Origin of the sequence: Muricomes intestini (assembly GCF_004346165.1) — a bacterium.
In the GTDB taxonomy this organism is placed as follows: domain Bacteria; phylum Bacillota; class Clostridia; order Lachnospirales; family Lachnospiraceae; genus Muricomes; species Muricomes intestini.
The window spans coordinates 138760-164099 of the sequence record NZ_SLZZ01000002.1 but is presented as its reverse complement, the minus strand read 5'-3'; the positions used below and the strand labels follow the sequence as shown (position 1 = coordinate 164099).

The following is a 25340-nucleotide window of genomic DNA, read 5'->3' as shown; positions in this document are numbered from 1 at the left end:
ATATATGCAATAGAAGTAAAAAGCGCCTGGAAATGTAACAAAACTAAACAAATGTGTTTAATAACACGAATGGACAGGTCGAGTTCGAGTAACGGACAAAACCCCGGAAATGCTGATAAATTGGGAGTTTCTGGGGTCGTTTTATGTCATTTGGCTCTAATTTATTTGATGAATACTGGATTAGGGACGGGGGTTATGGTACCTGCTATGTTTTACCTTTTACATAGGGGTAGCCATAACTTATTAAAACATTTTCTAATATCTGGGCAGTATCATCCCTGAGAGGAGGCAAGATGAGAAAAGTGATTGATTTGACACAAAAGCAGACAATCATTCTGAAACATCTGAACAGTTCGGGTTTATATATTACTAAATTAATTATGTTCGGAGAAGTACTTGCGATAAGTAGAAGGTGTAATGTTTTCATACCGTTTAAAAGATTTTATAAAATATCCAGAGCTATTAATCCCCAATTCTTCGCTGATTTGGGTAATAGTAAGGTCTGTTTTTTCTAAAAGCTGTTTAGACCATTCAATCTTTTGTCTTGTCAGAAAAGTTGAAAAGCTTTCTCCATTTTTTTTTATGAATAGACGAGAAAAATGACTCGCACTGACGTGGCATAGTTCATCCATTTTTGATTGGGAGATCATTTCTCCTTTATTGTTATAGATATAGTCAAGAGCCGGCTTAAGTATCGAATCTTTACAAGCGGGCACATCGTCATTTAGCGTTGTTATATGAGAATTGATTATGGCATTATTAATGGTACGCTTAGCAAAATCAATACTACTGGAAGGGTATTCAGAAAACATTTCTGTGGAATTTTTTTTGAAAGGCTCATTCGCCCCAAGGTTTTCGTACATTTCTATAATAATATTTTTATTAATTGCTTCTCCTATAACATAAAAGTGAATGATACACTGAAAACAATCATTAACATGTGTTTACCTATTAAATTTCAGTGCTATTGATGATAGGCAATGTTAGGATTAATATGTGTAGGATTCTTCTCGAGAGGGCCTAAATTATTGATGAACAACAAACAATACAGTTGAAAAGAGTGACTATTATTGGCAATCGGGACAAAGCAGCCAAATTGTGGTTATCTTACAGTTGCCTTTTTGCTTATGTGATTTCCGACATCTTCATCAACTTTCCTTAGAAACCGGAAAATCGGACCAATGCTTCCAGTGTAGCCTTTTTCTTTTAATTCCCGAAACATACGTGTCCCATTAAAGCTATAAGGATCACAGCGCCACTCAATGATAAGCTCCTTATAGTCCTCTAATTTCGATGAATAGAATGTCCGGTGGTAGACCGGCGGTTCTGCAACACAGAAAAACATTTTGAATGCATTTGAAATGGACAGCAATATAGTAGAACATCATGCTACAGAAATCAGAAGAATTTTGAGGGAGGTAAAGTAAATGGCAAGAGGAAGGAAACCAGGAACGACAATGTCTGGTACTATTGAACAGCAGATAGGAAAGGCACAGGAGAAAGTGATAAAAACAAAAGCGTTGTATAATGCTGCGGTTGGTGCCTTGCAGAAGTTACTTGATAAAAGAGACGCACAACGTAAGGATGAATTATGGAATAGCATTATAAAAAGCAATAAATCGTATGGTGAAATCCTTCGTTTTATTTCGAGTGATGTTGAGGATGAGGAATAGGTTTTACTAAGAAGGCAAAACATTACATTTATGCATGTTGCACAAAATGTGTGTAAAAAAGCTGGAAGTTAACATTATAATTTACAGCGTAAGTATCTCTTGACAGCGCCGCTACTTTGCGCTACAATATAGCGGTAGTAAGTGGTACTAATTAGACAGAGGTGATTAGCATAGAAAATCTGACGGAAATGCTCAAAGGTGTACTGGAAGGCTGCGTGCTGGAAATCATCGGACGCAAGGAAACCTACGGCTATGAAATCACACGCGAGCTCAATGCGCTGGGCTTTACCGATGTTGTGGAAGGGACAGTCTATACCATTTTGATTCGTCTTGAAAAGAACAAGTTGGTGAACATCGAAAAGAAGCCGTCCGACATCGGGCCGCCGCGCAAGTTTTACACGCTCAATGAAGCCGGACGCGAGGAACTGCGCCTGTTCTGGGCCAAATGGGAGTTTGTCGCTTCCAAACTAAATGAGTTAAAGGAGATGAATCAGGATGTCGATGTCTGATTATTTTAATATCAAAAAAAATGCGCAAAGACAAAAAAGAATACCAGGAAATGATGACGAGAGTAAAGGCTCTGCCGAAGGCAAATCAGTTTTGGATATAACAGGTGAAGATGTAGCCGCATTCTGCGATGAGCTTTTGAGAAACGCGAAAACCTACGCATGCTTGGCAAGCTTCGGCACCTTGATGATGTGAATAGCAAAACTGATGACTTGCTGCGACAATTTGAATTGGCCGACGCCGCCGACCGCAGCGTTTCAACTTATTCCGGTGGTATGCACAGGCGGCTGGACTTGGCGATGAGCCTGATGGGCAACCCCCCTATTCTTTTTCTTGACGAGCCGACCACGGGACTTGACCCGCAGAGCCGCATTGCCGTGTGGGAGAAGATAAAAGACCTCGTAAAGGATGGAAGAACCGTTTTCCTCACTACGCAATACTTAGAGGAAGCAGAGCAGCTTGCCGATTATATTGTCATACTGCATAAGGGCAAAATCATTGCCGAAGGTACGCTGGAAGAACTAAAAAAGCGGTTCCCGCCCGCCAAAGTGGAATATGTGGAAAAGCAGCCAACGCTGGAGGAAATCTTTTTCGCGCTCGTTGATGGGAAGGAGGATGCGCAATGACTGCTTCAAAGAAAATAAGCCGCTGGTTTTCCGATACCGGTGTCATGGTGAACCGAAGCATGACACATATGTTTAGAAGCATTGATACCATTATCACGGTCATTGCCATGTCGGTTATGATGATGCTATTGTTTATCTATGTGTTCGGCGGAGCTATTGCCACAGGCGCGTACAGCGGAAGCTATATAGATTATATCCTGCCCGGCATCCTGCTCATGGCCGTGGGCAGCGGTGTTTCCTATGCCTCTGTGCGCATGAATAACGATGTGACAGAGGGCATTTTTGAGCGATTCCATTCCATGCCGATTGCGAAGTCATCCGTACTGTGGGGACACGTCATTTCTTCAACCATATCCTGTTTTATCTCGCTGATTGTTATTGTGCTGCTTGCCCTATTGATGGGATTCCGTTCATCGGCGAGCATTTTGGAATGGTTCGAAGCCACAGGCATTATCCTGTTATTCACACTGGCGACAACATGGATGGCGATACTCTCCGGTCTGCTTGCAAAGACTGCGGAGGGTGCAGGTGTGTTTTCCTATCCGCTGATATTCCTGCCGTTTATCAGCTCAGCGTTTGTTCCTACGGCCACCATGCCCACCCCGGTGCGTGTATTTGCGGAGAATCAGCCTGTCACCTCCATTGTGGAATCAGTGCGCGGACTGCTGCTGGGACAGCCTGTGAGCAATGATATATGGATGGCACTTGCGTGGCACGTCGGACTTTTAGTGCTCATGTATGTGCTGGCTATTCGCGCATACAAAAGGAAGATGAGGTGAGATAAATGCATGTTATTTTAGCAGGCAAACTTGATAACAGCGCACGGTCTACCATCAGCGAAATATTCGTAGATGGGTTTTACCAATGGCTTAAATATTTCTCAAAGGACAAGCAGAAATTGAGCCGCGCTTTTGCGCATATGTATAACCTTGATGTGTTTTATGTTGCTAAGCTGGACGGCAATATAGCAGGTATTGCCGCATTGAACGATGGCACATCGCCTACTGTAAAACTGGATAAAAAAGAAATGCAAAAACATCTCGGCTTTTTCAGGGGCTGGTTTGCCTACAAAATGCTGGGGCATGAATTTATGGATAAACAATATCCCTTTGACATGATTCCCGGTATGGGTTATGTGGAGTTTGTGGCAACCGCCCCGTCATACAGAGGAAAAGGCGCTGCGACGGCAATCATTGAGCATTTCTTTTCCTTGCCGCATTTTAACGAATATGTGCTGGAGGTCGCGGACACAAATGAAAATGCCGTGCACCTGTATGAAAAACTTGGCTTCCACGAATTTAAGCGTATGGAGATGAAAAATAAGAAGCAGAGCGGTGTAAATTTCCTTGTGTATATGAAGGCGCAATGCAAATGACAATCACAATATTTTTAGGTTATCTACGTAACATAATGTAAAATTTACGCCATATTGGAGTCGGCGCTTATGAGCAATATTTTAATCGCATATTATTCCTTTTCCGGCACAACAAGAATGATGGCAGAAGCTATTGCTGCTGTGATAGGCGGTGATTTCGGCGCTGAATCATGTGCTGTTTGCGCTGAATGAAGAATACTGCTTGAACGAGAAAAAGGCTGTTAAGATGATTGACAGATTCGCTCTACGCCCGTCCGATTATAAGCACAAGGTTGATGCTGTCTTTGCGGCGGCAGGAACAGATATGCCGTTGTCGGTCACCCTGCTACAAGAATTCATTGGAGAGGTTGCGAAGTTGACAGGCAATCAATTCGATTGAGATGGAAGGATAAAACAGATGAACAGCAATGATTTATATCAAAACAGTCGTCGTGCTGTCGGAATTTCGGGAGGCCGCGCTCTGTGTCCTACTGCCCGAAAGGTGGGATACAAAATGGAGATGAAGCGGCTAACCGAACATATTTATTATTATCCCCATCAGCCGGAGACCGACCGCCCTATGCTTGCCTATGTCAAAGGAGAGAAGATTGCGCTCGTTATTGACGCAGGAGCCTCCGCCCATCATGTGGACGAGTTCTATGCTGCCTTAGACGTCGCCGGACTGAGAAAACCGAACCTCACCGCCATTACCCATTGGCATTGGGATCACACCTTTGGAATGCACCGGATCCACGGGCTCTCCATTGCAGGAGCGAAAACAAGCGAGTTACTGTGCCGTGAGAAAGAGCGGCTTTCAGAGAGTGGATATGAAGCTTTTCTCAAACGGGATGATGAATGTCTTGCGAAAGAATACGCCGGAGGGCAAAGCATTGTTGCCACACCATCGGCCATTCAGTTCGAGGACAGGCTTGTTTTGAATCTTGGCGGTATGACGGCACAGCTTTTTGAGACGGCCGCTCCCCATTCGGAGGATACAACTTTGATTTACATCCCCGAAGAAAAGGCGCTGTTTTTAGGAGATGCCACCAGCGAGGATTTTTACAACAATGGCTATATGGACAAATCCAAGCTGAAATCTCTCATTCATATAATCGAGGAAATTGACTGCAATTACTGTGTGCTAAGCCACACCGAACCGCTTAGTAAAACAGAGTTACTTGGGTACTTGGATTCTGTCTTATAGCAGAATGCAAAGAAGCATTTCCAAAAGGAGCGGAGCTGATTGACCTTGGCGTTGTGGCTCAAAACATTGTTATAGCAGCGGCCTCGCTTGGCATTGCCGAGGAACTGATTGAGACTTCTTTTATTTTGCATGAAAAGGTAAAAATAAATTTGTTATAGAATGCCTGATAATACTTTACGGACTGAAGAAGAAAGACCGCATTTTTACGGTGACAAAGAGTTATCTGCACCACGAGATGGACAGAGGGGGTGTAAAACGCATAAGAATTCACGATTTGAGGCACAGCCACATCAGCTTACTGATTGATATGGGATTTTCGGCGGTGGCGATTGACGATAGAGTAGGACACGAAAGTATTGAAATAACTTACCGCTATGCTCACCTGTTTCCGTCAAAGCAGATAGAAATGGCAAATAAGACAATCGGTTTTCGTGTATCACCCGAAGAAGATATCCAAAAAGGTCAGTAAAATCAATGATCTTGAGACAATTTGCATGACAGAACTGTACAACATAAAAATTTTTCAAAAAGTCTTGCTTGTGACGCTGCGTAATGATTTATAATATAGCATAGGGGGTGCTATCAGTATGGCAAAATACAAGGTAATACCGCAGGGATATATGACTGTGGGGGAAGTGGCGAAAAAAATGGGTGTTACCGTCCGTACCCTGCAATATTACGATAAAGAGGGACTGCTTGCGCCTTCGGCAGAGAGCGAGGGCGGGCGCAGACTTTATACCGATAAAGATTTAATTATATTACATCAAATTATATCTTTAAAGTCGTTGGGATTTTCACTGAGTGATATAAAAGAACGGCTGATTTCTCTGGATATGCCTGCGGATGTTGCAAACGCACTGACGGAGCAGGCGAATGATATACGCAAAAAGATGGAACAGCTATCCGTTTCTTTGACAGCAATAGAACAGCTGCGGACAGAAGTGCTGCAAATGCAGACGGTGGATTTTAAGAAATACGCTGATATTATCGTCAATCTTCAGATGAATAACGAGTATTACTATCTGATTAAAAAGTTTGATGATGATACTCTTGACCATATCCGCTGTCGTTTTGATAGGGAAAGCGGCTTGGCTTTTATGGATAGATTTAATCGTTTGAGTGATGAAATCTTACAGCTTCAAAAGGAAAATGTGCCGCCCGAAAGCGAAAAGTGTCAGCAGCTTACAAAGACTTATTGGGATTTGATTGTTGAATTTACAAATGGTGATATGAGTATGCTCCCAAAGTTAATGGAAATCGGTAACTTTGAAAATGCCGCCAATGAATGGGAGGAAAAGCAGGCGATTATCGGTGCCTATTTAGAGCCTGCTTTGGGGATTTATTTTTCGAGTATCGGAGTTAATCCGTTTGAGGAGATACAGGATGAGTAATGCAATCGAGATTAGCAGGTTAAAGAAAAGTTATGGCAATGACATTGTTCTAAAGGAAATTAGCTTTCAAATAACAAAAGGGGAAATCTTTGCCCTGCTCGGTATCAACGGTGCAGGAAAAACGACTGCACTGGAATGTATCGAGGGGCTGAAAAATTACGACAGTGGCGCAATTACCATAAACGGGAAAATGGGAATTCAACTGCAGTCTTCCTCACTCCCTGCCCATATCAAGCCTATGGAGGCTATGCAGCTATTCGCCAAATGGAACAAGGTCAAAATAGATGATACCTTGATTCATTCCCTTGGACTTCGGGAAATCGAGAAAAAACAGTATGTGCAGCTGTCCACAGGACAAAAAAGACGGTTACATTTGGCTCTTGCCCTTGTCAGCAATCCCGATATTATTTTTCTCGATGAGCCGACTGCAGGCTTGGATGTAGAGGGCAGGCTATCGCTGCACGATCAAATCCGCAATCTGAAATCACAGAGGAAAACGGTTGTGTTGGCAAGCCACGATATGGCAGAAGTAGAAACATTGTGCGATAGAATTGCTATTTTGAATGACGGCAAAATTGTATTTTGCGGAACTGCTTCAGAACTTACCAACAAAATAGGGAAAAAGTATTTTATTCATATCAAAACAGGGCGGGGAAGTGAAACCTTTGAAGCAGACAATATCGAAAATGTGTTGCTGTCTCTGCTCGGAGAGCTAAAGCAAAAAGGAACAAAGGTCTTAGACATTAAGGTGGATAGAGGTACGCTGGAACAGCATTTTATGGAGATGGCAAGGAGGGCGGAAGAATGAGAGCTTTTTTATATGGCGTGGCATTGCAATGGAAACTAGATATACGGAGTAAATCCTTGCTTGTTACCTGTTATATTGTTCCGCTTACTTTCTTCCTGCTTATGGGTGGTATTTTTACCTCTGTAATGCCTGAAATGAAAGGCACCCTGATATCGTCAATGATTGTAATGGGTGTGTCAATGGGGGCATTTATCGGATTGCCTCCCTCCTTGATTGAAACCTATGGGAGTGATATTAAAAAGGTTTACAAGGCAAACGGAGTGCCACTCTATTTGGGATTGGTTACAATGGTTATCTCTGCATTTGTTCATTTGATGATTATGTGTATTATCATATTCCTGCTTGCCCCTATTCTGTTTGAAGCGGCTTTGCCAACCAATTTACCCCTGTTCTTTCTTGCACTTGCTATCTATGTTATTGTATCGCTGAGTATTGGAAGTATTTTGGGACTGGTCGTAAAAAATCAAGCCAAACTGACAATGATTGCACAGCTTGTATTTTTACCGTGCATAATGCTTTCGGGAATTATGTTCCCTATTGAACTGCTTCCCAAAACTTTTGAGATTATTGGGGAGATTTTTCCTGCCTCTTGGGGTTATAAACTAATGATAGACGGTGGATTTCGGTTGGAAAATCTGTGGTACTTGTTACTTGTGTTTGTTGCGGCAATTATCGTGTGTGGTATCCTTTTGAAAAAACAGAAATCTAAATAGCTTGGAGGGCAGAATTTTGAAAGAAGCAGAACGCATACGCTGCCCAATTTGCGATGGTAAAATACATACAATGGTGCGTGAAGATACGGAACTAAAAAACTTTCCCCTTAGCCAAAGGAAGATAAAATGGAACTGCGTCATTTATTAAAGCTCAAAAGGTATTTTGCCCCTTGATACGTACGGATTGTTACGCACTACGTGCTCTAACAATCCTAAAAACATGAGAATTCCACCCTAATCGGGTTGCATTCTCATGTTTTAGGGGTCCCAAAGTTATGCTTTTTCATGCAAGCATGAAACGCATAACCTTTTGACCCTCGTATCATTCATATAAGTATTATAAAGAAAAAAGGGATAAAAGAAAAGCCCCAACCCCTCAAGATTGAGGGGCAGGGAGTTGAAGTGTCGAAAACACTATTTTACCGGGGAATATTCTCAATATTTGGGATGCGACCTTCCAGTATATCCTTACACCGCGTTCCAATCAACGGGAAATACTTCGGATGCGTTAAAATATAAAACTGGTTTTCCTCAATTGCGATAAATACACTCATCCCCACGCTATCAATGGGTATTCCTGTCGTAATCACATACTCGGCACGTTTAAGTACATTCTGGTAGGCTGTGCTCTTATAGTAGGAATCGTCGCCTTTTGCAAAACGTTCAGGACGGTGCCGCTCGTAGTGGTGCAAATCCGTCTGCACAAAACCGGGACAGTATACAGACATGCCGATGCTTGCACCAATCGCCTGCAGGTCCATCAGTACACTCTCGGATAGCGCAACGCTTGCGTGTTTGGACATATGGTATGCTGCCAAGCCGTCAGATGTGATTACACCTGCTACGGAAGCTACATTGACAATGTGACAATCGCTTCCTTGTTTGAGCATGATAGGAATTACCTCATGCATGGCATATACCTGCGCCTGTACGTTAATGCTTAAAGTCCAGTCGTAATCCTGAACGGGTGTTTCCCAGATAACACCGCCTATCGCGATCCCCGCATTGTTGATTAACAAATCAATAGAGCCATATGCTTCCATTGCTGTGCTCACCATCTTCTTAACATTTTCATAGAGCGAAACATCCAGCTCCAGAGCAATGCCTTCTGCACCCATCTCTTTGCAGGCTGCCAGCGTTCGTTGTACGTCCTCGCCGTCAATGTCTACCAACACAAGTTTCATCTCGCGCAGGGCAGCTTCTTTGGCAAATTCTGCGCCAAAGCCATTGCCTGCACCAGTGATGAGGGCCGTTTTTCCTTTGAAATCTTTCATACTACCTCTCCCTCCTTAAAATGAGAATGCTCTTGAAAAGCCGTCGGAAATGGCCTCTGCTATGCGACCGCCCTTTACGTTATCACCGATGAGGATGACATCGTCAAAGGTATCAATGAATGGCTGTGCTACATTACAACGCGGTCTTACACCCATCGCCAGCACGACTGTATCCACCGGCAGTACTGTGGTGGCTGTCGCCTTCATATCTAGCAGTACCACGCCCTGATCAGTAATATCCATCAGGCGGTGACTTGTCAAAATGGCGGTATCTCCTTTGTTAAAACGACTCATTACATCATAGAGCACTGTTTCGTTTACGCCTGGCCCCACTTTCTTGAGCATTTCCACTAGCGTCACCTTATGTCCCTTGCCCGCCAGATCCTCGGCTGTTTCGCAGCCCGTCAGGCCGGAACCGATGACGGCTACAGACTTGCCCACATCCGCACCATTTTGGAGATACTCCTCAGCGGTGATCACGTTTGCACGGTCGACGCCAGGTATCTGCGGAATTATGGGCGCAGCACCTGCGGCTACAAAAACGACGGCGGGGCCGAGTGGCTTAACAATCTCTACGGTTGCTTCAGTATTGAGGCGTATGTCTACGTTGAGCCGTCTTAGTTCTTCGGCCATAGTTTCTACCAGCCAGCCGATCTTCTCCTTGTGAGGCGGCTTGGAAGCGGCGTTAAGTTGTCCGCCAAGGACGCTGGTTTTTTCAAAAAGAACGACATTGAATTTGCGTTGTGCCAGTACTCGTGCGGCTTCCATGCCGGCAGGCCCGCCCCCGACCACGACTGCTGTGCGTTCGTCCCCATTATAGTTCCAGTTCGCAAATTCGCGTTCACGGCTCAAAGTGGCATTGATTGCACATTTACATTTGCGGCCACTTTCTAGTTCCCCGAAACAGTACATACAGCCCAGGCATTTCCGGATTGCAATATCATCTCCGGCTTTAGCCTTTTTCACCCAGGCGGCATCTGCCAGATGCGCACGCCCAAGAGCCGTGAAATCGCATACGCCTTCCTCGAGTAATTGCTCTGCCATGCCGGGTTCCTTGATGCAGTTGACTGCAATCACGGGAATTTTAACGTTTTTACGGATCGTGGCGGCAAGATGTTTTTTCCAGCCCTGGGGATAGGAGTTGGGTTCAATAATTGTAATGCCGGATTCGTAGGTGCCGCTGCTGACGTTTATAGCGTCCACACCATAGCTTTCCAAGGTTCGGGCGATTTTCACGCTGTCCTCCAGCGCATTGCCGCCATCGATAAACTCGTCTGCGCTGATGCGTACGCTTATGGGGAACTCCCGGCCGCACATATGCTTGATGGCCGTGATGATTTCAGCCATAATGCGCATCCGATTAGAGAAGCAGCCGCCATATTTATCCGTACGTTTATTCGTATGCGGACTTAAGAATTGATTGAGCAGATAACCATGTGCCGCATGCAGCTCCACACCATCGCAGCCGGCCATCTGCGCGAGTACCGCACCTTTTACGAATGCATTACGGATATCCTCGCATTCCTTCGTCGTTAATTCGTGCGGCATTTCTTTACATTTACCGCACGGAATAGGGGATGGTGCAACCGGCGGACGCCCCTGCATCAGGCGTGCATGGGTTTGCCGGCCCGGATGATGAAGCTGCGGAAACAGCTTAGCCCCATGCTTGTGCACAGCCATCACAAGCCGCTCCATCTGCGGGATATGCTTTGCGTCCGTGAGCGAAAGCTGGCAATTGGTACCTACGCCGTTCACATCATCAATGCGGGTAATTTCTGTGATAATAAGGCCACAGCCATTCTTTGCGCGCTCTTCATAATAGGCAATCATGTCATCACTCGTCTCACCGGTTGATTTTGCGAACGAAACACCCATTGCTGACATGACGATGCGGTTCTTTAACTCCAGCGAGCCGATTTTCCCCGGAGTAAAGAGTTTTTGATATTTCATACAGAACTCCTTTCATTTTATATATTTAGTATAATCATTAATATTTTATCAATATTCGCTGTGTATTTGTACGTGCGTTGCGTACGATTTTCTGTTTACTATTTGTATAGTTTGCACTATAGTAGTACTATAAGGGAGGTATTTTACATGAAATTTCAGACTCTGATGGAATCAATTAGTTTGGATTTTCCGATACAATATGCGGCTAATGAAGAAAATAGCATGAATATTACAAACATCGAGTTTTTGGACGGCACGCAAGAAGCATTTCAGTATGGCACACTCTATTTTGGTCACTACGCACAAGTGAATGAACATGAATTGCCGCCGCAATGTATGCTGGCGGTCCGCTTTCCTGATGCGGATATGGAGATGCAGGGAAATGTCGCCTTTGTGCCGGAAGACGCACTATACATGGTATTCAACCGCTGCAAGAAAATGATTCTTGACCGGGCTGGCATAGAGGATCTGATTGCCGAGCTGTGCAGTCAAACAGCAGGGAAAGACTTGCAGTCTCTGCTCAATTTTGCATCAGTGCGGCTCTCCAATTCCTTCATTGTGTTAGATGCCAGCTACAAAGTACTGGCAACATCCACTGTTTTTCCCATAACAGATACGCTCTGGGCAGGTATTTTAGAACGAGGATACTGCACCTACGAATTTACAAGATCTGTGGCGCAGCTGCCGGGAATTGCTGACATGCCAGATAAAGACGATGCATATGTGGTTACCTGTCAGGCTTCGCCCATTCGCAAGTTATACAGTAAGATTATACACCGTAATAAACAAGCGGGATGCTTAGTGATGTTGGAGCAAGAAAGCCAAATTTCTTCGCTTCATATAGAAATTATGCCGCACCTGAGCCGTGCGGTAGCGGAGATGTTTTCACACAATCCGGCGTTTCATATGGCCGATGGCTCAGAATACGAAAATTTGCTGTACGATATGCTCATAGGAGCTGGCGAAAAGGATATTCATGGGCGTATCATCGCCGCCAATATGCAGTTCGACAAAACGATGTGTGCACTTTGCGTACAAAACTCAAGATATCTGGGACAAATGCATATGCGCAGCCATGTCAGTGAGCGTCTGAAAAAGGTCTTGCCCGGCACACATCTTGTGCTGTACGAAGAATGCATTGCGGCACTGGTGCCCTTGGGAGATCAGCTACAATTAGAGGCAGACAGAATAAACCAGCTGACCACTTTTGCGCACTCTGCCTTTGCGCGTGTGGGCATTAGTGATAGTTTTACAGACGTTTTGAAATTCACAAAATATTTTGCTCAGGCGCGCCAGGCGCTTTCTCTCAGTGAACGGATAGGAAATGCGTCATCTGTGTGCCTTTATGAAAGATACAGTTTTTTTGATCTATTGCATAGAAGTCCCCATCAGCAGCTCGGCGCTTATTGTCATCCCGCCCTGGGACGCCTTAATCGCTATGACCAGCAACATGAAACCGATTTATATCATACACTGCGGGTTTATCTGGACCAAGGTGGAAATCTCAAGCGCACGGCAGAGGCTTTGTATATTCATCGCAATTCACTGGCCTATCGCTTAGCACGCATTCGTGAGGTGGCGGCAGTTGATTTGGATGATCAGGAAATACGATTTCTATTAGCCGTTGCCTACCGGATTGACTGTTTTCAGGGGATGGGATAGGATTAAAATTATGACCACTGCCGTGACTGTAATGCTCATCACTGCCCAGACTTTGTAGAAGAAATCTGCACGGCTAGATTTCGCGTTCCATATGTCTGCAATAACTGTAAAACGCTTAGTAAATGTAGTCTTATGGGGAGTGGAGAAAAAGTCAAGAAGATAAAGCAAAGGTTGGAAAATAATATTTTATTTCAGCCAGTTATGGAGTGATTTTATGAATTTGCAGATGGACAGGGAAATAGCAGAACATTATAATAATGAATCGCAAAAAATCCGAGTAATCACGGAGAATTGGGTGAGTCAGAATTTGTTTTGTCCCTATTGTGGAAATCAGTACATTAGTCAGTTTGAAAATAACAGACCAGTCGCTGATTTTTATTGTCCACACTGCATAGAAGAGTATGAATTAAAAAGCAAAAATGGTTCCATAGCCAATAAGGTGAATGATGGTGCTTATGCTAAGATGATTGAGCGTGTAGAATCCGTTCATAACCCGAATTTTTTCTTTATGCATTATAAAAAAGCAGATTTAAAAGTGAAAAACTTTATTATGGTTCCAAAACATTTCTTTTCAAAGGAAATTATTGAGAAGAGAAAACCGCTTGCTGAATCTGCGAGAAGAGCTGGATGGGTGGGGTGTAATATTATTATGAACCAGATTCCAGAAGAAGGACGCATATTTATTGTGAAAAATGAAATACAGCAATCGCCGGAGTCTGTTATATTTAAAGTCAAAAAGACGAATTTTATTAGTCAATATAAGCTGGATGCCAGAGGCTGGATTCTTGATATTCTAAATTGCGTAAACAAAATTGATAGTAGAGAATTTACTTTGGAACAGGTATATCAGTTTGAGGAACAATTGACTGCTAAACATCCAGAAAACAATCACGTTAAGGATAAAATTCGACAGCAGTTACAGGTGTTGAGAGATAAAGGCATTATTGAATTTAGAGGGCGTGGACATTATCGTAAGGTTTGATTATAGGTAAGCACTTAGTAAAATAACGGATACCAAAAATCCTACAAATAATAGTAGTAAACAGAACGAGGGGTAATAAGAATGATTTTTAAAGATGAAAAAGATTATATTATGAGAATAGTTAAGGAGATGGTCAGGGTATTATTTTCTTTGATGTTCGGTAAAAAATATGTTTCTGTTGAGCTGGAGGACAAAAACAAATATGAAGTATCAGGAAAGAAGTTAAAAGAGCTGCTGGCTATGGCGGATAATGGTGAAATAAACGAGGCAGAGAATATTGTATTAAATGATATTGACTATAATAATAAAGACGAAGTGGCAGCCGCAGCTCTTTTTTACCAGTATTTGAGCGAAAAGGATAATGATTTTTTAGTGAAGAGCAACTATTCAAAAGAAGAAGTTCTTGATGGGCTTAAACATATAGTAGAAAAGTCAGGTTATGGTGATTTGGAATCTATAATGGATTTGTAGAACTGGAGAAGGACATGTGGAATTTATTCAGGGAGAAAATGCCGGATATGATGTTTTACTGAAAATACCGTTAAATACGAAAACAGAGTAGTAACAGTTCAGGTAACAGTTCAGTAATAAGCTCCTATTTATCTCTATATTTTTATATTGACTTGTGATATGATTTATTAATTAGGATATACAGGCTAAATTCAAGAATGTGGAGGACAATAGGATGAGTAGACAGAATATTGGAGTTATTGGATTGGCTGTTATGGGAAAGAATCTCGCCTTAAATATCGCAGACCACGGTTACACTGTGTCGGTTTTTAACCGGAGTGGTAAGAGAACCCAGGAGCTCCTCGCAGAGTGTACTACCAACAATATAGAGGGATACTTCTCCCTTGAGGAGTTCGTCCAATCGCTGGAACGGCCTAGAAAGATTATTTTGATGGTGAAGGCAGGCAGTCCGGTGAACGATATTATTAAACAGCTGAAACCTTGTCTGACCCCGGGGGATATTATTATTGACGGAGGAAATTCCTATTTTGCTGACACCATAAACAGAAGCCGAAAACTGGAAGCTGAGGGGTTTCATTATTTTGGCGTTGGAATTTCCGGCGGTGAGGAGGGTGCACGCAGGGGACCGGCGATTATGCCGGGCGGTGATGTAGGTGCCTATGAATCAATTGGGCAAATTCTGACCGATATTTCCGCAAAGGCGGAGGGAGAACCATGCTGCCGCTATATCGGCGGAGACGGAGCGGGACATTTTGTAAAGATGGTACATAACGGCATTGAGTATGCAGATATGCAGCTAATCTGCGAAGCATACTCAATTCTGAAAGGCGTAATGCATATGAGTCCCTCTGATTTGCATGAAGTATTTAAAGAATGGAATCAAGGGGAACTAAACAGTTATCTGATAGGCATCACCTCAGATATCTTTGCCAAAAAGGACACGGATTCGGATCATTATCTGGTGGATATGATTTTGGATGCAGCAGGGCAGAAGGGAACGGGCAAATGGACCGGACAGGTTGCATTGGAGCTGGGGATTCCCATTCCTACGATTACCGGGGCTGTTTTTGAACGCTACTTGTCTTCTGATAAGGCTACAAGGATGGAGGCAGGTAAGTTGTACGGAGACTGTGCGAAAACGAAACAAAGGGGAGCGGACTTTGTTGAGCCGGTGAGAAAAGCTCTTTATGCAAGCAAAATCTGCGCTTATGCTCAGGGCTTCAGTCTGATGCTGGAAGCATCCAGGCAGTATGGATGGAAACTCAATCTTTCCGGTATCGCAAAGATATTCCGCGGAGGCTGTATTATAAGAGCACAATTTTTAAACAAAATAGCTGACGCCTACAGTGATGATTCGGAGCTTAAAAACCTGCTTATGGACAATTATTTCAAAACTGTAATTGAGAATTATACTCAGGCTTGGAGAGATGTTGTGGCCACCGCTGTCACCTCAGGAATTTCGGTTCCCGGATTCTCAAGTGCACTTGCATACTTTGACAGCTATAGAACGGAAACCCTTCCTATGAACCTGCTGCAGGCGCAGCGTGACTATTTCGGTGCCCATACTTATCAGAGAATTGATAAAGAGGGTACGTACCATACCCAGTGGTAACGAAATATAGAAAGGGGTGATAGTCTTGGACATGTATACAGAAAACCAGGTGACGGGCGATATGTCGGCGCTTATGGTAATTTTTGGCGGAACAGGAGATCTGACAAACAGGAAGCTGATTCCCGCATTATATAATCTGATTTATGATCATCGGCTGCCAAAACATTTTGCGGTTGCCGCTGTCGGAAGAAGAGATATGGATCATGAACAGTATAGAAAAGTGATTTTCGAGCAATTGAAGAAATATTCAAGAAATGAAATTGACCAAAGGCTCTGGGAAAAGCTGAGCTGTCTTATTTATTATTTTCAACTAAACTTTACGGAAAAGACCGGATATGAGAGACTCAATACATTCTTAAGTAAATTGGACGACACCTATCAAACACACGGAAACAGGCTATTTTATCTTGCAGTGGCACCCGAGTTTTTTGAGACCATCGTAATGAATCTACACAACAATAAAATGGCGGTTGAAACAAACGATTCTTGGAAACGTCTTGTCATTGAAAAGCCGTTTGGAAAGGATCTGAAAACTGCAAGGCTTTTAAATGAAAAGCTTAGGGAAGTATTCCGGGAGGACGACATTTATAGGATTGACCATTATCTTGGAAAAGAGATGATTCAAAACATCATGGTGCTCAGATTCTGTAATCTGGTTTTTGAGTCGCTGTGGAGCAACAAGTATATCGACAATATTCAGATATCGCTTGCCGAGAAGCACGGGATTGGCTCCAGAGCAGGCTATTATGAACAGTCGGGGGCAATGCGTGACATGGTTCAGAACCATCTGCTCCAAATCGTTTCACTGATTGCGATGGAAGCGCCGATTAATTTAACATCTGATGCGATCAAAACGGAGAAACTGAAGGTACTTAATTCAATTGAGACCTTTTCATCCGAATCGCTGAAGAACAATGTTATCTTTGGTCAGTACGGCAGGGGAGTCATTGATGGATATCCCGTTCCCGGTTACCGTGAAGAGGCTTCTGTGAAGGACAATTCAAATACGGAGACCTTCATTGCGATGAAATTCCATATCAACAATTTCAGATGGGCCGGTACCCCCTTCTATGTCAGAACAGGAAAACGGATGGGTGTAAATGCTGCTGAGATTGTCATTCAGTTCAAATCTATGCCTGATGTATTGTATTTCAGCAATGATGCTGAACAGGAACCCAATCTGCTTGTTATCAAAATCCAGCCAAATGTTGGTGTGTTCTTTCAATTTAACACAAAGGATTTTCATATGGAAAATGAGGTTATATCTACAAAGATGGACACCAGTCATACTAGCGGTGAACAGGGAAATACACCGGAAGCTTATGAGAAACTTATTCTGGATGTGATCAAGGGTGACTCTACTTTATTCTCAAGTTGGGATGAGGTGGAGGCATCCTGGACGATAGCTGACAGAATTATTGAATATGGGAGACAAAAAAGGCTTAAGCTCCCAAATTATGATGCCGGATCGATGGGACCGGTTCTGTCCTTCGAACTCCTGGCACGAGATTGCAGAAAGTGGTGGAATATATGAGAATACTTGATATTTCTATGCCAATTACAGAAAATATGAATGTTTATAAGGACAATGCTGCAAAAAGGCCTGTTATTACGTTGGCCAGCGACTTTTCAACCGGTTCGACTCATGAAACAAAGATTGAGATGAACGTGCACACGGGCACGCATATTGACATGCCACTGCATATATTGGAAAACGGTAAGACAATAGAAAACATGGATCTGGAAAAAGTACTCACAAAGTGCAAAGTATTTGATTTTACACGCGTGGAGGAAAAAATTTCTGTGGAACACCTGTCCGGGAAAAGTATTTCAGAAGGGGACTTCATCTTGTTGAAAACGAAAAATTCATTGGTGCAAAATCCGGGCAAAAATTTCATTTATCTTGACAAATCCGGGGCAAAATATCTTGCCGATAAAAAGGTGTGCGGTGTGGGGATTGACAGCCTTGGCATAGAACGGAATCAGCCCGGCCATGAAACTCATAAAATACTGCTGTCTTCAGAGATTGTGATTCTGGAGGGGCTTTTTTTGAAAAACATTGGGGAGGACGAATATTTTCTGATTGCACTGCCAATCAACGTGGCGGGCGCAGATGGAGCACCGGCAAGAGCGGTCTTACTCGCTTGAGCATATAACAAGTGATCTTGCTAAGTTCTATGACGGATTAGAAAGAAGGAGGATACTTTATGTATTTATTTAAATCATTTACGGCAAAAAACATGGAATTGCGCAACCGGGTTGTTATGCCCCCTATGTGTATGTACAGTGCGGGTACCGATGGTATGGCCACAGATTTTCACTTTACACATTATACCTCCCGTGCGGTTGGGGGAGTGGGACTGATCATCATGGAGGCAACCGGGGTTGTGCCCTGCGGCCGTATTTCCGACCATTGCCTTGGTCTTTGGAATGATACACAGGCACAGAAACTTGCCCCAATTGTCACTGCCTGTCAGAAACAGGGTGCAAAAATAGCAATTCAGCTCAATCATGCGGGCCGCAAATGCGAGGCACAGGAAAAAACAATCTATGCTCCCAGCGCTGTTGCGTTTAATCAGGATTCACCCATGCCGCAGGAGATGACGGAAGAAGATATTCACGATGTGGTCAGTGCATTCAAAAGCGCCGCCGCACGGGCAGCAGAAATCGGTTTTGATGCGATTGAGATTCATGGGGCTCATGGTTATCTAATCAGTGAGTTCTTATCGCCGCTGACCAATCACCGAACAGACGGTTACGGTGGTTCGACGGAAAACCGCTGCCGCATGTTGATTGAGGTATTACAGGCCGTGCACCAGGTCTGGCCGGACGAAAAACCAATTTTACTGCGTGTATCAGCCGAGGATTATGAACCAGCCGGTATGCATCCGGAGGAAATGGGCAGGATCATTGAATTGGTGAAGCCTTACATCGATATTTTGGATGTGAGCACAGGCGGGGTTGCGGAAACACCGCCAACCGCAATTTACCCAGGATATCAGGTGAAAATCGCGGAAGAATTAAAACAGGCATCCGGTCTGCCGGCGGTTACGGTTGGACTGATTACAGAGCCGCACCAGGTGGAAGAAATACTGGGTGGAGAACGTGCAGATCTCGTCGCACTCGGACGGGAGCTTCTGCGTGACCCGTATTGGGTGCTGCATACAGCGCGGGAATTGGACGTCCAATATCCGTGGCCAGAGCAGTATCTGCGGGGGTTCAACGCAAGAAAGTAGAAAGTAAATGAGGCAGGATTTATGATTACGGATTTATATGAGGACACTAACGGGACGGGAAATCTGCATGAACATCATATCCCCTCCTTTTTGGCAACAAGGGCTGCAAAGCGGCCCTAAAAAGAGTCTTAAATTATGGAGCCAATATAATGCTGGCAGTTGCTCTTTTAACTCGTTCAGCTCTATATAGAAACATCCCCGTGATAATCAGCTTTTCAGTAGCTCTGAGAATCACCTGGGGGTGTTTTTATGTGTATTAATTTTTCGACTTATCCAATTTTGGGGTACAAAAAACTAAGCGTTTCTTCCGGGTATGGCCGTTTTTTTTTTACGCTGCTATCTTCGTTAATAAAGAGTGCTTGTAAGGTAATCAGCTCTTCTGCTTTCAGCCGGAGAAGAACAGCGAACACTTATCCCCTCAGGTGATGTAATAGGGCGTGAATCACCTGTTCTAAGAAAATTTCCCAAATCAGCTGAAAGGTATTACAGTATTTCACTAAAATAATTGTGCAATATGTAGGAAAAAAGATTATTTGATTATGTAATATTGACATATGTAATATCAGAGTGTAATATGTAACATGTAATGTAATTACTAAAGTAATAATAACATTACAAATGTAATATGCGGAAGGAGAATATATATGAATACAACAGCAAGAATGAACCATATCATCCAGCCGGATGGTAAAACTTTTATCTTGGCGATGGATCATGCAGCAAATTTTAACACGATGCCTGCTCTGATTAATCCTAAAAAACTGGTTAAGGAAATTGCGAGTGCGGGAGCCGATGCATTTCTTTCTACGGTTGGAATGGCTGAGCATTTAACAGATTCGTTCCAGGGAAAGGGAATTATCGTCAGAGTTGACGGCGGCGTTTCTTTTTTAGGTGACAATAGTAAGGCCATGCAGATGACGGTAACTGCAGAAGATGCTGTCAGGATGGGTGCTGATTCTGTGATCACCATGAGTTTTCCAGGTTCTAAATTTGAGAATGAGTATTTAAGCAATGTGACAAGACTATGTATGGACTGCCATAAATGGGGTATTCCGGTACTGGCTGAGGCACTGCCCAGGGGGTTTGAACCAGCAGAAGATTCCCGGACACCTGAAAACATTACCTTTGCCTGCCGTCAGAGTGTGGAACTGGGAGCTGACTACGTTAAGACAAATTATACCGGTGACCAGGAATCCTTTAAGACCCTGATAGATGCAACCTATAAGCCGGTAGTGATTCTTGGGGGTGCTAAAAAAGTGCCTGTTGATAAACTCCTTGGAGAAATTAAAGACGCCTTGGAAGTTGGTGCAGCCGGAGTTGCAATGGGAAGAAATATTTGGGGACATGAAAATCCGGTGGGATATACCGCTGCTATTGCCAGATTAATTCATGAGAATTGCAGTGTCGAAACTGCTATGAAAGAAATGAATAAATCATTTGCTGTATAGGGAGGAGAATAAGTAGGTGGAAACATATAAAGTAGCTGTTTTAGAAGATGCAAAGAAAGTAGCTTTTTACGAAGCTGAAAAGAAGGCGCCTGCCAGTAAGCAGGTTCTGGTAAAGATTGATTCCTGCGCCATCTGTACTTTGGAGCAAAGAGTTTATTCGGGAGTGATGAAAAAATACCCTTTTGCCGGCGGCCATGAAGTAGCCGGGATTGTCGAAGCAATTGGGGAACATGTAACGGGAGTTGAACCAGGTGATAAAGTGGCTGTGCGTTTATTAAATTCCTGCGGAGAATGTTACTATTGCCGTAATGGTCATGAAAACTTATGTGTAACCTCCTTTATTGCTGAAACACAGGAGTGTGCAATGGGCCCTGGTGGTTTCTCTGAGTATATGATGGTAAATGCCGCGGATGTGTATAAGATGGCTGATGATATTGACCTTTCTTATGCCGCACTCTCTGAACCGGTGGCTTGTTGTGTCCACAGTGTCAGAAACGGTAAGATTGAACTGGGTGATGATGTTGTAGTAATCGGCAATGGCATTATGGGGGCAATTCATATCCAACTGGCCAAATTAAGAGGTGCCAGAGTAATTGCATGTGAGTTAGATGAAAAACGTTTAGAAGTGGCAAAGAAAATAGGTGCAGATATTGTAATAAATTCAGGAATAACGGACCCAGTTGATGAGGTGAAAAAGCTCACCGATGGGCGTGGAGCAGACGTGGTATTTTGCACGGTTCCCGCTGCCGCACTGGCTAAACAGGCGGTGGATATGACCGGCAAAGTTGGAAGAACGGTATTTTATACATCTTTCCATCCGGACAATCCGATTGAAATCAGTCCCAATAAAATTCACTCTTCTGAACAGATTATTACCGGTACGGTAAATCCGCAAAAAAAAGATTTTCTAATTGCAACCAAATTACTTTCAGCCAGGTTAATTGATGTATCAGGACTGATTTCCGAAAAAATTCCATTGGAAGCACTTGACAGTGCTATGGAAAAAGCACTGCTTCCAGATACATACAGGATTATCGTTCAACCATAAACCAAAGAATACGCTCAAGATGGTTGATAAAAGGGCTGTTTAAGATGTACAATCAATCTATCAACGAAATGCAGTGTTATCCCAAATACTAGCTGCAAATTCAGGGGGTAGATGAATGAACAATACAAATATGTCAGTAGAACTTTTAAACGAATATCGCAGAGTCGCTTACTATTACTATAAGGAAGGCCTGACCCAGGAAGTTATTGCAAAACGCATGAAAATGTCACGTCAACGGGTTAATCGGATTGTCAGTGCCTGTATTGAATTAGGAATAGTAAAGATTAGTATTGAAGGCTTGGATAAATGTAATCTTGAACTGGAAACTAAACTTGAGCAAAAATATAATTTGAGAGAGGTCAGAGTCGTAGATAATATCAGCGATGAAAAAATGACGCAGGAGCTGGGAATTGCTGCGGGTAATTATTTGAAGAGCATCATCCGGCCCAATGATATTATAGGTGTGACCAGAGGCAGGACAACGGCGGCGATGGTGGATTACTGGATACCGGCAGCTTCTTATCCAAAAGACATTACAGTAACTCAACTGATTGGCAGCGGAAAAGAGGAAGACTCTAACATGGGTGCAGACCGGATCGTATATCGTTTAGCGGAAAAAATGGAGGCGAAGGAATCCATTTTATATGCACCGGTTATTTTACACAGCGAGTCACTTCGGGAATCCTTTATTAATGATCCATATTATACCAACGCATACGAGATTGTAAAAAGCAGCACAATAGCGGTGGTTGGTATTGGAACTGCCCACAGTCAGTGGAAACATATGGTTCCCTTGTATGATTTGAAGGACGAGGATCAAGCCAGATGGGCAGCAGAGGTGGCGGGGGAGGTATGTACTCATTTCTTCGATAAAGAGGGGAATGAAGTGGTGCCGCCGTTTGCCAATAGGATCATTGCTATTACGCTTGAGGATTATCGTAAAATTCCGGTACGAATCGGCGTTGCAGGCGGCATGGATAAAGTAGAAGCTATTCGGGCCACGCTTAAAGGTGGATACATTAATGTTTTAATTACTGACCTCCAGATTGCGGAACTATTAAAATAGTAGGGCAGAAACTAACTCTGCCCGGATGTGAAGGAGAAAGGAGAAATATCATATTAGTGATTTCCCTTTTACATTGGTGTGATAGAGTAGAGGAGTATGTCAAACAATAACAATCAAGGTGGATCGTTAGGCTTATGGACATGTGTGGCAATGATAGCAGGAGGGATGATAGGAAGCTCTATTTTCTCCCTGTCAGGCTTAACGATCTACTCGGCTGGCCCGGCTGCGATTATAACATGGGCAATTGCGGCTGCAATTATGCTGTGCTATGGTCTGATTTGTGCCGAGTTATCAACCCGCTTTCCTAAATCAGGAGGTGTATTTGTATTCCCTTCAAAGGCACTTGGAAAAACGAAAGAAGTCGGCAAATTCTGGGGCTGGGTTTCAACTTGGGGATACATCAACGCTAATATTGTAGCCATCTCATTTGCTGCTATTTATGTTGGTACTTATCTTAGTGTCGGCTTCCCCATTTTTGAAGGGAAGCAAATTCTACTGGCAATTATTTCTGTTTTAGTCATCATGATTCTTAATAGCATTAAGTTTACCCTGGCAGGAAAGGTAAACAATATACTGGTTCTGGCAATGGTAGCAGCTATGCTCATATACATTGGCGTGGCATTTTTTAGTGGAGCCTGGGACAGCAGTACCTTGGTACCTTTTTTTTCACAGGGGGCAAGAGGTACCAGCGGATTTTTGCAGATGGTACCGACGGCAATGACTGGTTATGGCTCTATTGTAGCGATGGCATTTATGGTATCGGAAGTTAAAAATCCCAACCGCAATGTTCCAAAATCTGTATTAATAGCAATGTGTATTGTACTGTGCCTCTACCTTGGTATTATCACTGCTACCGTAGGGATGGTGTCTGCCGGTTTCCTGATGGAGAATCCGGGGATGCAGTACATACCTTTATATGCTGCTGCGTTTACCAAACTTGCCGCTTATCCATGGATTTCTAAAGTTATATCTATTGCGGCAGTATTGGCGCTTTATACAACAATGCTGACAGTAATGTCCCTCACCTCAAGAGCAATTCAAGCATCGGCGGAACAAGGGATTATGCCTCAAAAGCTGGCCCAAAATAATAAGGCAGGTGTGCCAGTTTATGCAACACTTACAGTTACAATTCCCTGTCTGGTGATTTCATGTTTTCCACAGTTCACAGAGATGATTGTCAGCTTTGGCGCATTATTTGCAGCGGTTACTATCATTATCAATATCATATCCTTAATTGTAGCCAGAAAGAAATTTAGTTTGCCGGACGGAGCATTTAAGGCTCCGGGGGGCATTGCATTGCCGCTAATTGCTTTGGGACTAATAATTATATGTTATATTCCCGATGTCTTCAACGGCGGTTGGATGATATGGGCATATTCAATTGCATGGTATTTTGTAGGCATTATTTTCTACAAGGTGAGAACAAAAAATCAAAATACTGTGGGAGGAAAAGAATATGAAAAGGTTGGATAAGATAGTAAACATGAAAAACACTTGTGCAGCCTATGGAGATTTTAACGGTATGCATCGTGGTCATCTCAAAATTATCACTGAGCTGGTTGCACAGGCTAAAAAGAGAGGCATGAAATCAGTTGTTATAAGCAGACCGGCTAAAGAAGAGATATTAACTAACGAAGATGAAAAAGCCTATTTTCTTGAAAGAGCCGGAGTTGATGTTTTAATTAGCTGCGAAAATGAGCCTGATTTACTTGAACAGGCAATCCAAACAATAGGGGCTAAGGTGTTGGTAGTTGGTGAGAACCACAAAAATTTGGAAAATGTAAAAGTGACAGCCAATAATGCCGGAATTGAAGTCATTATCTGTGAGCCTGAAAAGGAGGACCAACAAATTATTACCACAGCAATAGTAAAAAAAGCTCTTATTGACTGCAATTTTGAAAAGGTGACAAGTCTTTTAGGACACCCTTATATTATTATTGGAAAAGTAGTACATGGAAAAGCACTGGGCCGAACTGTCGGGATGCCGACAGCTAATCTGGATACTTGCGAAACAAAACTAAAACCGCCAAGTGGCGTCTATGCAACCTCAATTTATGTGGATGAGGAACATTTAAAGGCGATGACTAATATTGGCAAGCGGCCTTCCGTTGACAATTTCGATTATGTAACAATAGAAGCCTTTATTTTGGATTTTGACAGAGATATTTATGGCAGAGAGTTGGTTCTTGAAGTGCAGCGATTTGTCAGAGGCGTTGAAAAGTTCAACAGTCTGGAAGAAGTACAGCAGCAGGTGCAAAAAGATATCCAGAAGGTTCGTGATTTTTTAGCGGCTTGAATAATATAGTTCAATTAGT

28 protein-coding genes and 1 pseudogene are annotated in these 25340 nt (G+C 43.2%); 26 read left to right on the top strand and 3 right to left on the bottom strand.

What is annotated here, in order from left to right:
• Nucleotides 1-374 precede the first annotated feature (374 nt).
• Nucleotides 375-863 carry a helix-turn-helix transcriptional regulator gene (locus EDD59_RS02365; RefSeq protein ID WP_132378503.1) on the bottom strand — a complete coding sequence of 163 codons (489 nt, stop codon included), beginning with the start codon at nucleotides 861-863 and terminating at the stop codon, nucleotides 375-377.
• Nucleotides 864-1427: 564 nt separating this feature from the next.
• Between EDD59_RS02365 and EDD59_RS02355 the strand changes: the two genes are divergently transcribed.
• The 14 genes and pseudogenes from EDD59_RS02355 to EDD59_RS18525 all read left to right on the top strand — a co-directional run bounded on the left by EDD59_RS02355 (nucleotide 1428) and on the right by EDD59_RS18525 (nucleotide 8424).
• Nucleotides 1428-1673: a hypothetical protein gene (locus EDD59_RS02355; RefSeq protein WP_132378499.1), complete on the top strand. Its 246-nt coding sequence runs from the start codon at nucleotides 1428-1430 to the stop codon at nucleotides 1671-1673.
• A gap of 161 nt (nucleotides 1674-1834) precedes the next feature.
• On the top strand, nucleotides 1835-2182 hold the full coding sequence (locus EDD59_RS02350; protein WP_279233317.1) for a PadR family transcriptional regulator: 348 nt from the start codon (nucleotides 1835-1837) through the stop codon (nucleotides 2180-2182).
• Nucleotides 2169-2375, top strand: coding sequence for a DUF1048 domain-containing protein (locus tag EDD59_RS18370; protein WP_330571851.1), 207 nt, complete (start codon nucleotides 2169-2171; stop codon nucleotides 2373-2375). The genes EDD59_RS02350 and EDD59_RS18370 overlap by 14 nt, the downstream gene beginning before the upstream one ends.
• Nucleotides 2342-2806 (top strand): ABC transporter ATP-binding protein, encoded by a 465-nt coding sequence (locus tag EDD59_RS02345; protein WP_330571850.1) that lies wholly within the window; start codon nucleotides 2342-2344, stop codon nucleotides 2804-2806. The genes EDD59_RS18370 and EDD59_RS02345 overlap by 34 nt, the downstream gene beginning before the upstream one ends.
• Complete coding sequence (locus EDD59_RS02340; protein WP_132378497.1) at nucleotides 2803-3585, top strand: ABC transporter permease; 783 nt, start codon at nucleotides 2803-2805, stop codon at nucleotides 3583-3585. Before EDD59_RS02345 ends, EDD59_RS02340 begins: the two co-directional genes overlap by 4 nt.
• A 5-nt stretch (nucleotides 3586-3590) precedes the next feature.
• On the top strand, nucleotides 3591-4181 hold the full coding sequence (locus EDD59_RS02335) for a GNAT family N-acetyltransferase (protein ID WP_132378495.1): 591 nt from the start codon (nucleotides 3591-3593) through the stop codon (nucleotides 4179-4181).
• A 69-nt stretch (nucleotides 4182-4250) separates the two neighbouring features.
• Nucleotides 4251-4373 (top strand): flavodoxin family protein, encoded by a 123-nt coding sequence (locus tag EDD59_RS17670; protein WP_165920839.1) that lies wholly within the window; start codon nucleotides 4251-4253, stop codon nucleotides 4371-4373.
• Between the two features lie 10 nt (nucleotides 4374-4383).
• Nucleotides 4384-4560, top strand: coding sequence for a hypothetical protein (locus EDD59_RS17950; RefSeq protein ID WP_207670362.1), 177 nt, complete (start codon nucleotides 4384-4386; stop codon nucleotides 4558-4560).
• 114 nt (nucleotides 4561-4674) lie between these two features.
• The gene (locus EDD59_RS02325; RefSeq protein WP_132378493.1) at nucleotides 4675-5364 is read left to right on the top strand and encodes an MBL fold metallo-hydrolase; all 690 of its coding nucleotides are present in this window, start codon (nucleotides 4675-4677) and stop codon (nucleotides 5362-5364) included.
• A gap of 157 nt (nucleotides 5365-5521) precedes the next feature.
• Nucleotides 5522-5833 (top strand): annotated as a pseudogene (locus tag EDD59_RS02320) (tyrosine-type recombinase/integrase); the annotation flags it as partial.
• Between the two features lie 118 nt (nucleotides 5834-5951).
• The gene (locus EDD59_RS02315; RefSeq protein WP_132378491.1) at nucleotides 5952-6755 is read left to right on the top strand and encodes a MerR family transcriptional regulator; all 804 of its coding nucleotides are present in this window, start codon (nucleotides 5952-5954) and stop codon (nucleotides 6753-6755) included.
• A complete protein-coding gene (locus EDD59_RS02310) occupies nucleotides 6748-7563 on the top strand; it encodes an ABC transporter ATP-binding protein (RefSeq protein ID WP_132378489.1) in 816 nt (271 codons plus the stop codon). The genes EDD59_RS02315 and EDD59_RS02310 overlap by 8 nt, the downstream gene beginning before the upstream one ends.
• Nucleotides 7560-8276 (top strand): ABC transporter permease, encoded by a 717-nt coding sequence (locus tag EDD59_RS02305; protein WP_132378487.1) that lies wholly within the window; start codon nucleotides 7560-7562, stop codon nucleotides 8274-8276. The genes EDD59_RS02310 and EDD59_RS02305 overlap by 4 nt, the downstream gene beginning before the upstream one ends.
• A 1-nt stretch (nucleotide 8277) precedes the next feature.
• Nucleotides 8278-8424, top strand: a complete 147-nt coding sequence (locus EDD59_RS18525) for a cysteine-rich KTR domain-containing protein (protein WP_334295620.1) — start codon at nucleotides 8278-8280, stop codon at nucleotides 8422-8424.
• A gap of 271 nt (nucleotides 8425-8695) precedes the next feature.
• Here the strand turns inward: EDD59_RS18525 and EDD59_RS02295 are convergent, their stop codons facing one another.
• Both EDD59_RS02295 and EDD59_RS02290 read right to left on the bottom strand, forming a co-directional pair.
• Entirely contained in the window at nucleotides 8696-9550 is an 855-nt protein-coding gene (locus tag EDD59_RS02295) for an SDR family NAD(P)-dependent oxidoreductase (RefSeq protein WP_132378483.1), read from the bottom strand.
• Between the two features lie 15 nt (nucleotides 9551-9565).
• Entirely contained in the window at nucleotides 9566-11500 is a 1935-nt protein-coding gene (locus EDD59_RS02290; RefSeq protein ID WP_132378481.1) for an NAD(P)/FAD-dependent oxidoreductase, read from the bottom strand.
• Between the two features lie 147 nt (nucleotides 11501-11647).
• Between EDD59_RS02290 and EDD59_RS02285 the strand changes: the two genes are divergently transcribed.
• From EDD59_RS02285 to EDD59_RS02225, 12 genes are all read left to right on the top strand, one after another.
• Nucleotides 11648-13162: a PucR family transcriptional regulator gene (locus EDD59_RS02285; RefSeq protein WP_132378479.1), complete on the top strand. Its 1515-nt coding sequence runs from the start codon at nucleotides 11648-11650 to the stop codon at nucleotides 13160-13162.
• A gap of 214 nt (nucleotides 13163-13376) precedes the next feature.
• Entirely contained in the window at nucleotides 13377-14144 is a 768-nt protein-coding gene (locus EDD59_RS02280) for a DpnI domain-containing protein (RefSeq protein ID WP_132378477.1), read from the top strand.
• A gap of 81 nt (nucleotides 14145-14225) precedes the next feature.
• Nucleotides 14226-14615: a DUF6483 family protein gene (locus tag EDD59_RS02275; protein WP_132378475.1), complete on the top strand. Its 390-nt coding sequence runs from the start codon at nucleotides 14226-14228 to the stop codon at nucleotides 14613-14615.
• 214 nt (nucleotides 14616-14829) lie between these two features.
• Nucleotides 14830-16227: an NADP-dependent phosphogluconate dehydrogenase gene (gndA, locus tag EDD59_RS02270; RefSeq protein ID WP_132378473.1), complete on the top strand. Its 1398-nt coding sequence runs from the start codon at nucleotides 14830-14832 to the stop codon at nucleotides 16225-16227.
• Nucleotides 16228-16258: 31 nt separating this feature from the next.
• Entirely contained in the window at nucleotides 16259-17761 is a 1503-nt protein-coding gene (gene zwf, locus EDD59_RS02265; protein WP_132378782.1) for a glucose-6-phosphate dehydrogenase, read from the top strand.
• Nucleotides 17758-18375 (top strand): cyclase family protein, encoded by a 618-nt coding sequence (locus tag EDD59_RS02260; RefSeq protein ID WP_132378471.1) that lies wholly within the window; start codon nucleotides 17758-17760, stop codon nucleotides 18373-18375. The genes zwf and EDD59_RS02260 overlap by 4 nt, the downstream gene beginning before the upstream one ends.
• Before the next feature lie 59 nt (nucleotides 18376-18434).
• Nucleotides 18435-19463, top strand: coding sequence for an NADPH dehydrogenase NamA (gene namA / locus EDD59_RS02255; protein ID WP_132378469.1), 1029 nt, complete (start codon nucleotides 18435-18437; stop codon nucleotides 19461-19463).
• 644 nt (nucleotides 19464-20107) lie between these two features.
• Nucleotides 20108-20911, top strand: a complete 804-nt coding sequence (locus EDD59_RS02245) for a class I fructose-bisphosphate aldolase (protein ID WP_132378467.1) — start codon at nucleotides 20108-20110, stop codon at nucleotides 20909-20911.
• Between the two features lie 16 nt (nucleotides 20912-20927).
• Nucleotides 20928-21959, top strand: a complete 1032-nt coding sequence (locus EDD59_RS02240; protein ID WP_132378465.1) for a zinc-dependent alcohol dehydrogenase — start codon at nucleotides 20928-20930, stop codon at nucleotides 21957-21959.
• 115 nt (nucleotides 21960-22074) lie between these two features.
• Nucleotides 22075-23025 (top strand): sugar-binding transcriptional regulator, encoded by a 951-nt coding sequence (locus tag EDD59_RS02235; RefSeq protein WP_132378463.1) that lies wholly within the window; start codon nucleotides 22075-22077, stop codon nucleotides 23023-23025.
• Between the two features lie 96 nt (nucleotides 23026-23121).
• Entirely contained in the window at nucleotides 23122-24498 is a 1377-nt protein-coding gene (locus EDD59_RS02230) for an APC family permease (RefSeq protein ID WP_132378461.1), read from the top strand.
• Entirely contained in the window at nucleotides 24482-25321 is an 840-nt protein-coding gene (locus EDD59_RS02225) for a riboflavin kinase (protein ID WP_132378459.1), read from the top strand. Before EDD59_RS02230 ends, EDD59_RS02225 begins: the two co-directional genes overlap by 17 nt.
• Nucleotides 25322-25340 lie beyond the last annotated feature (19 nt).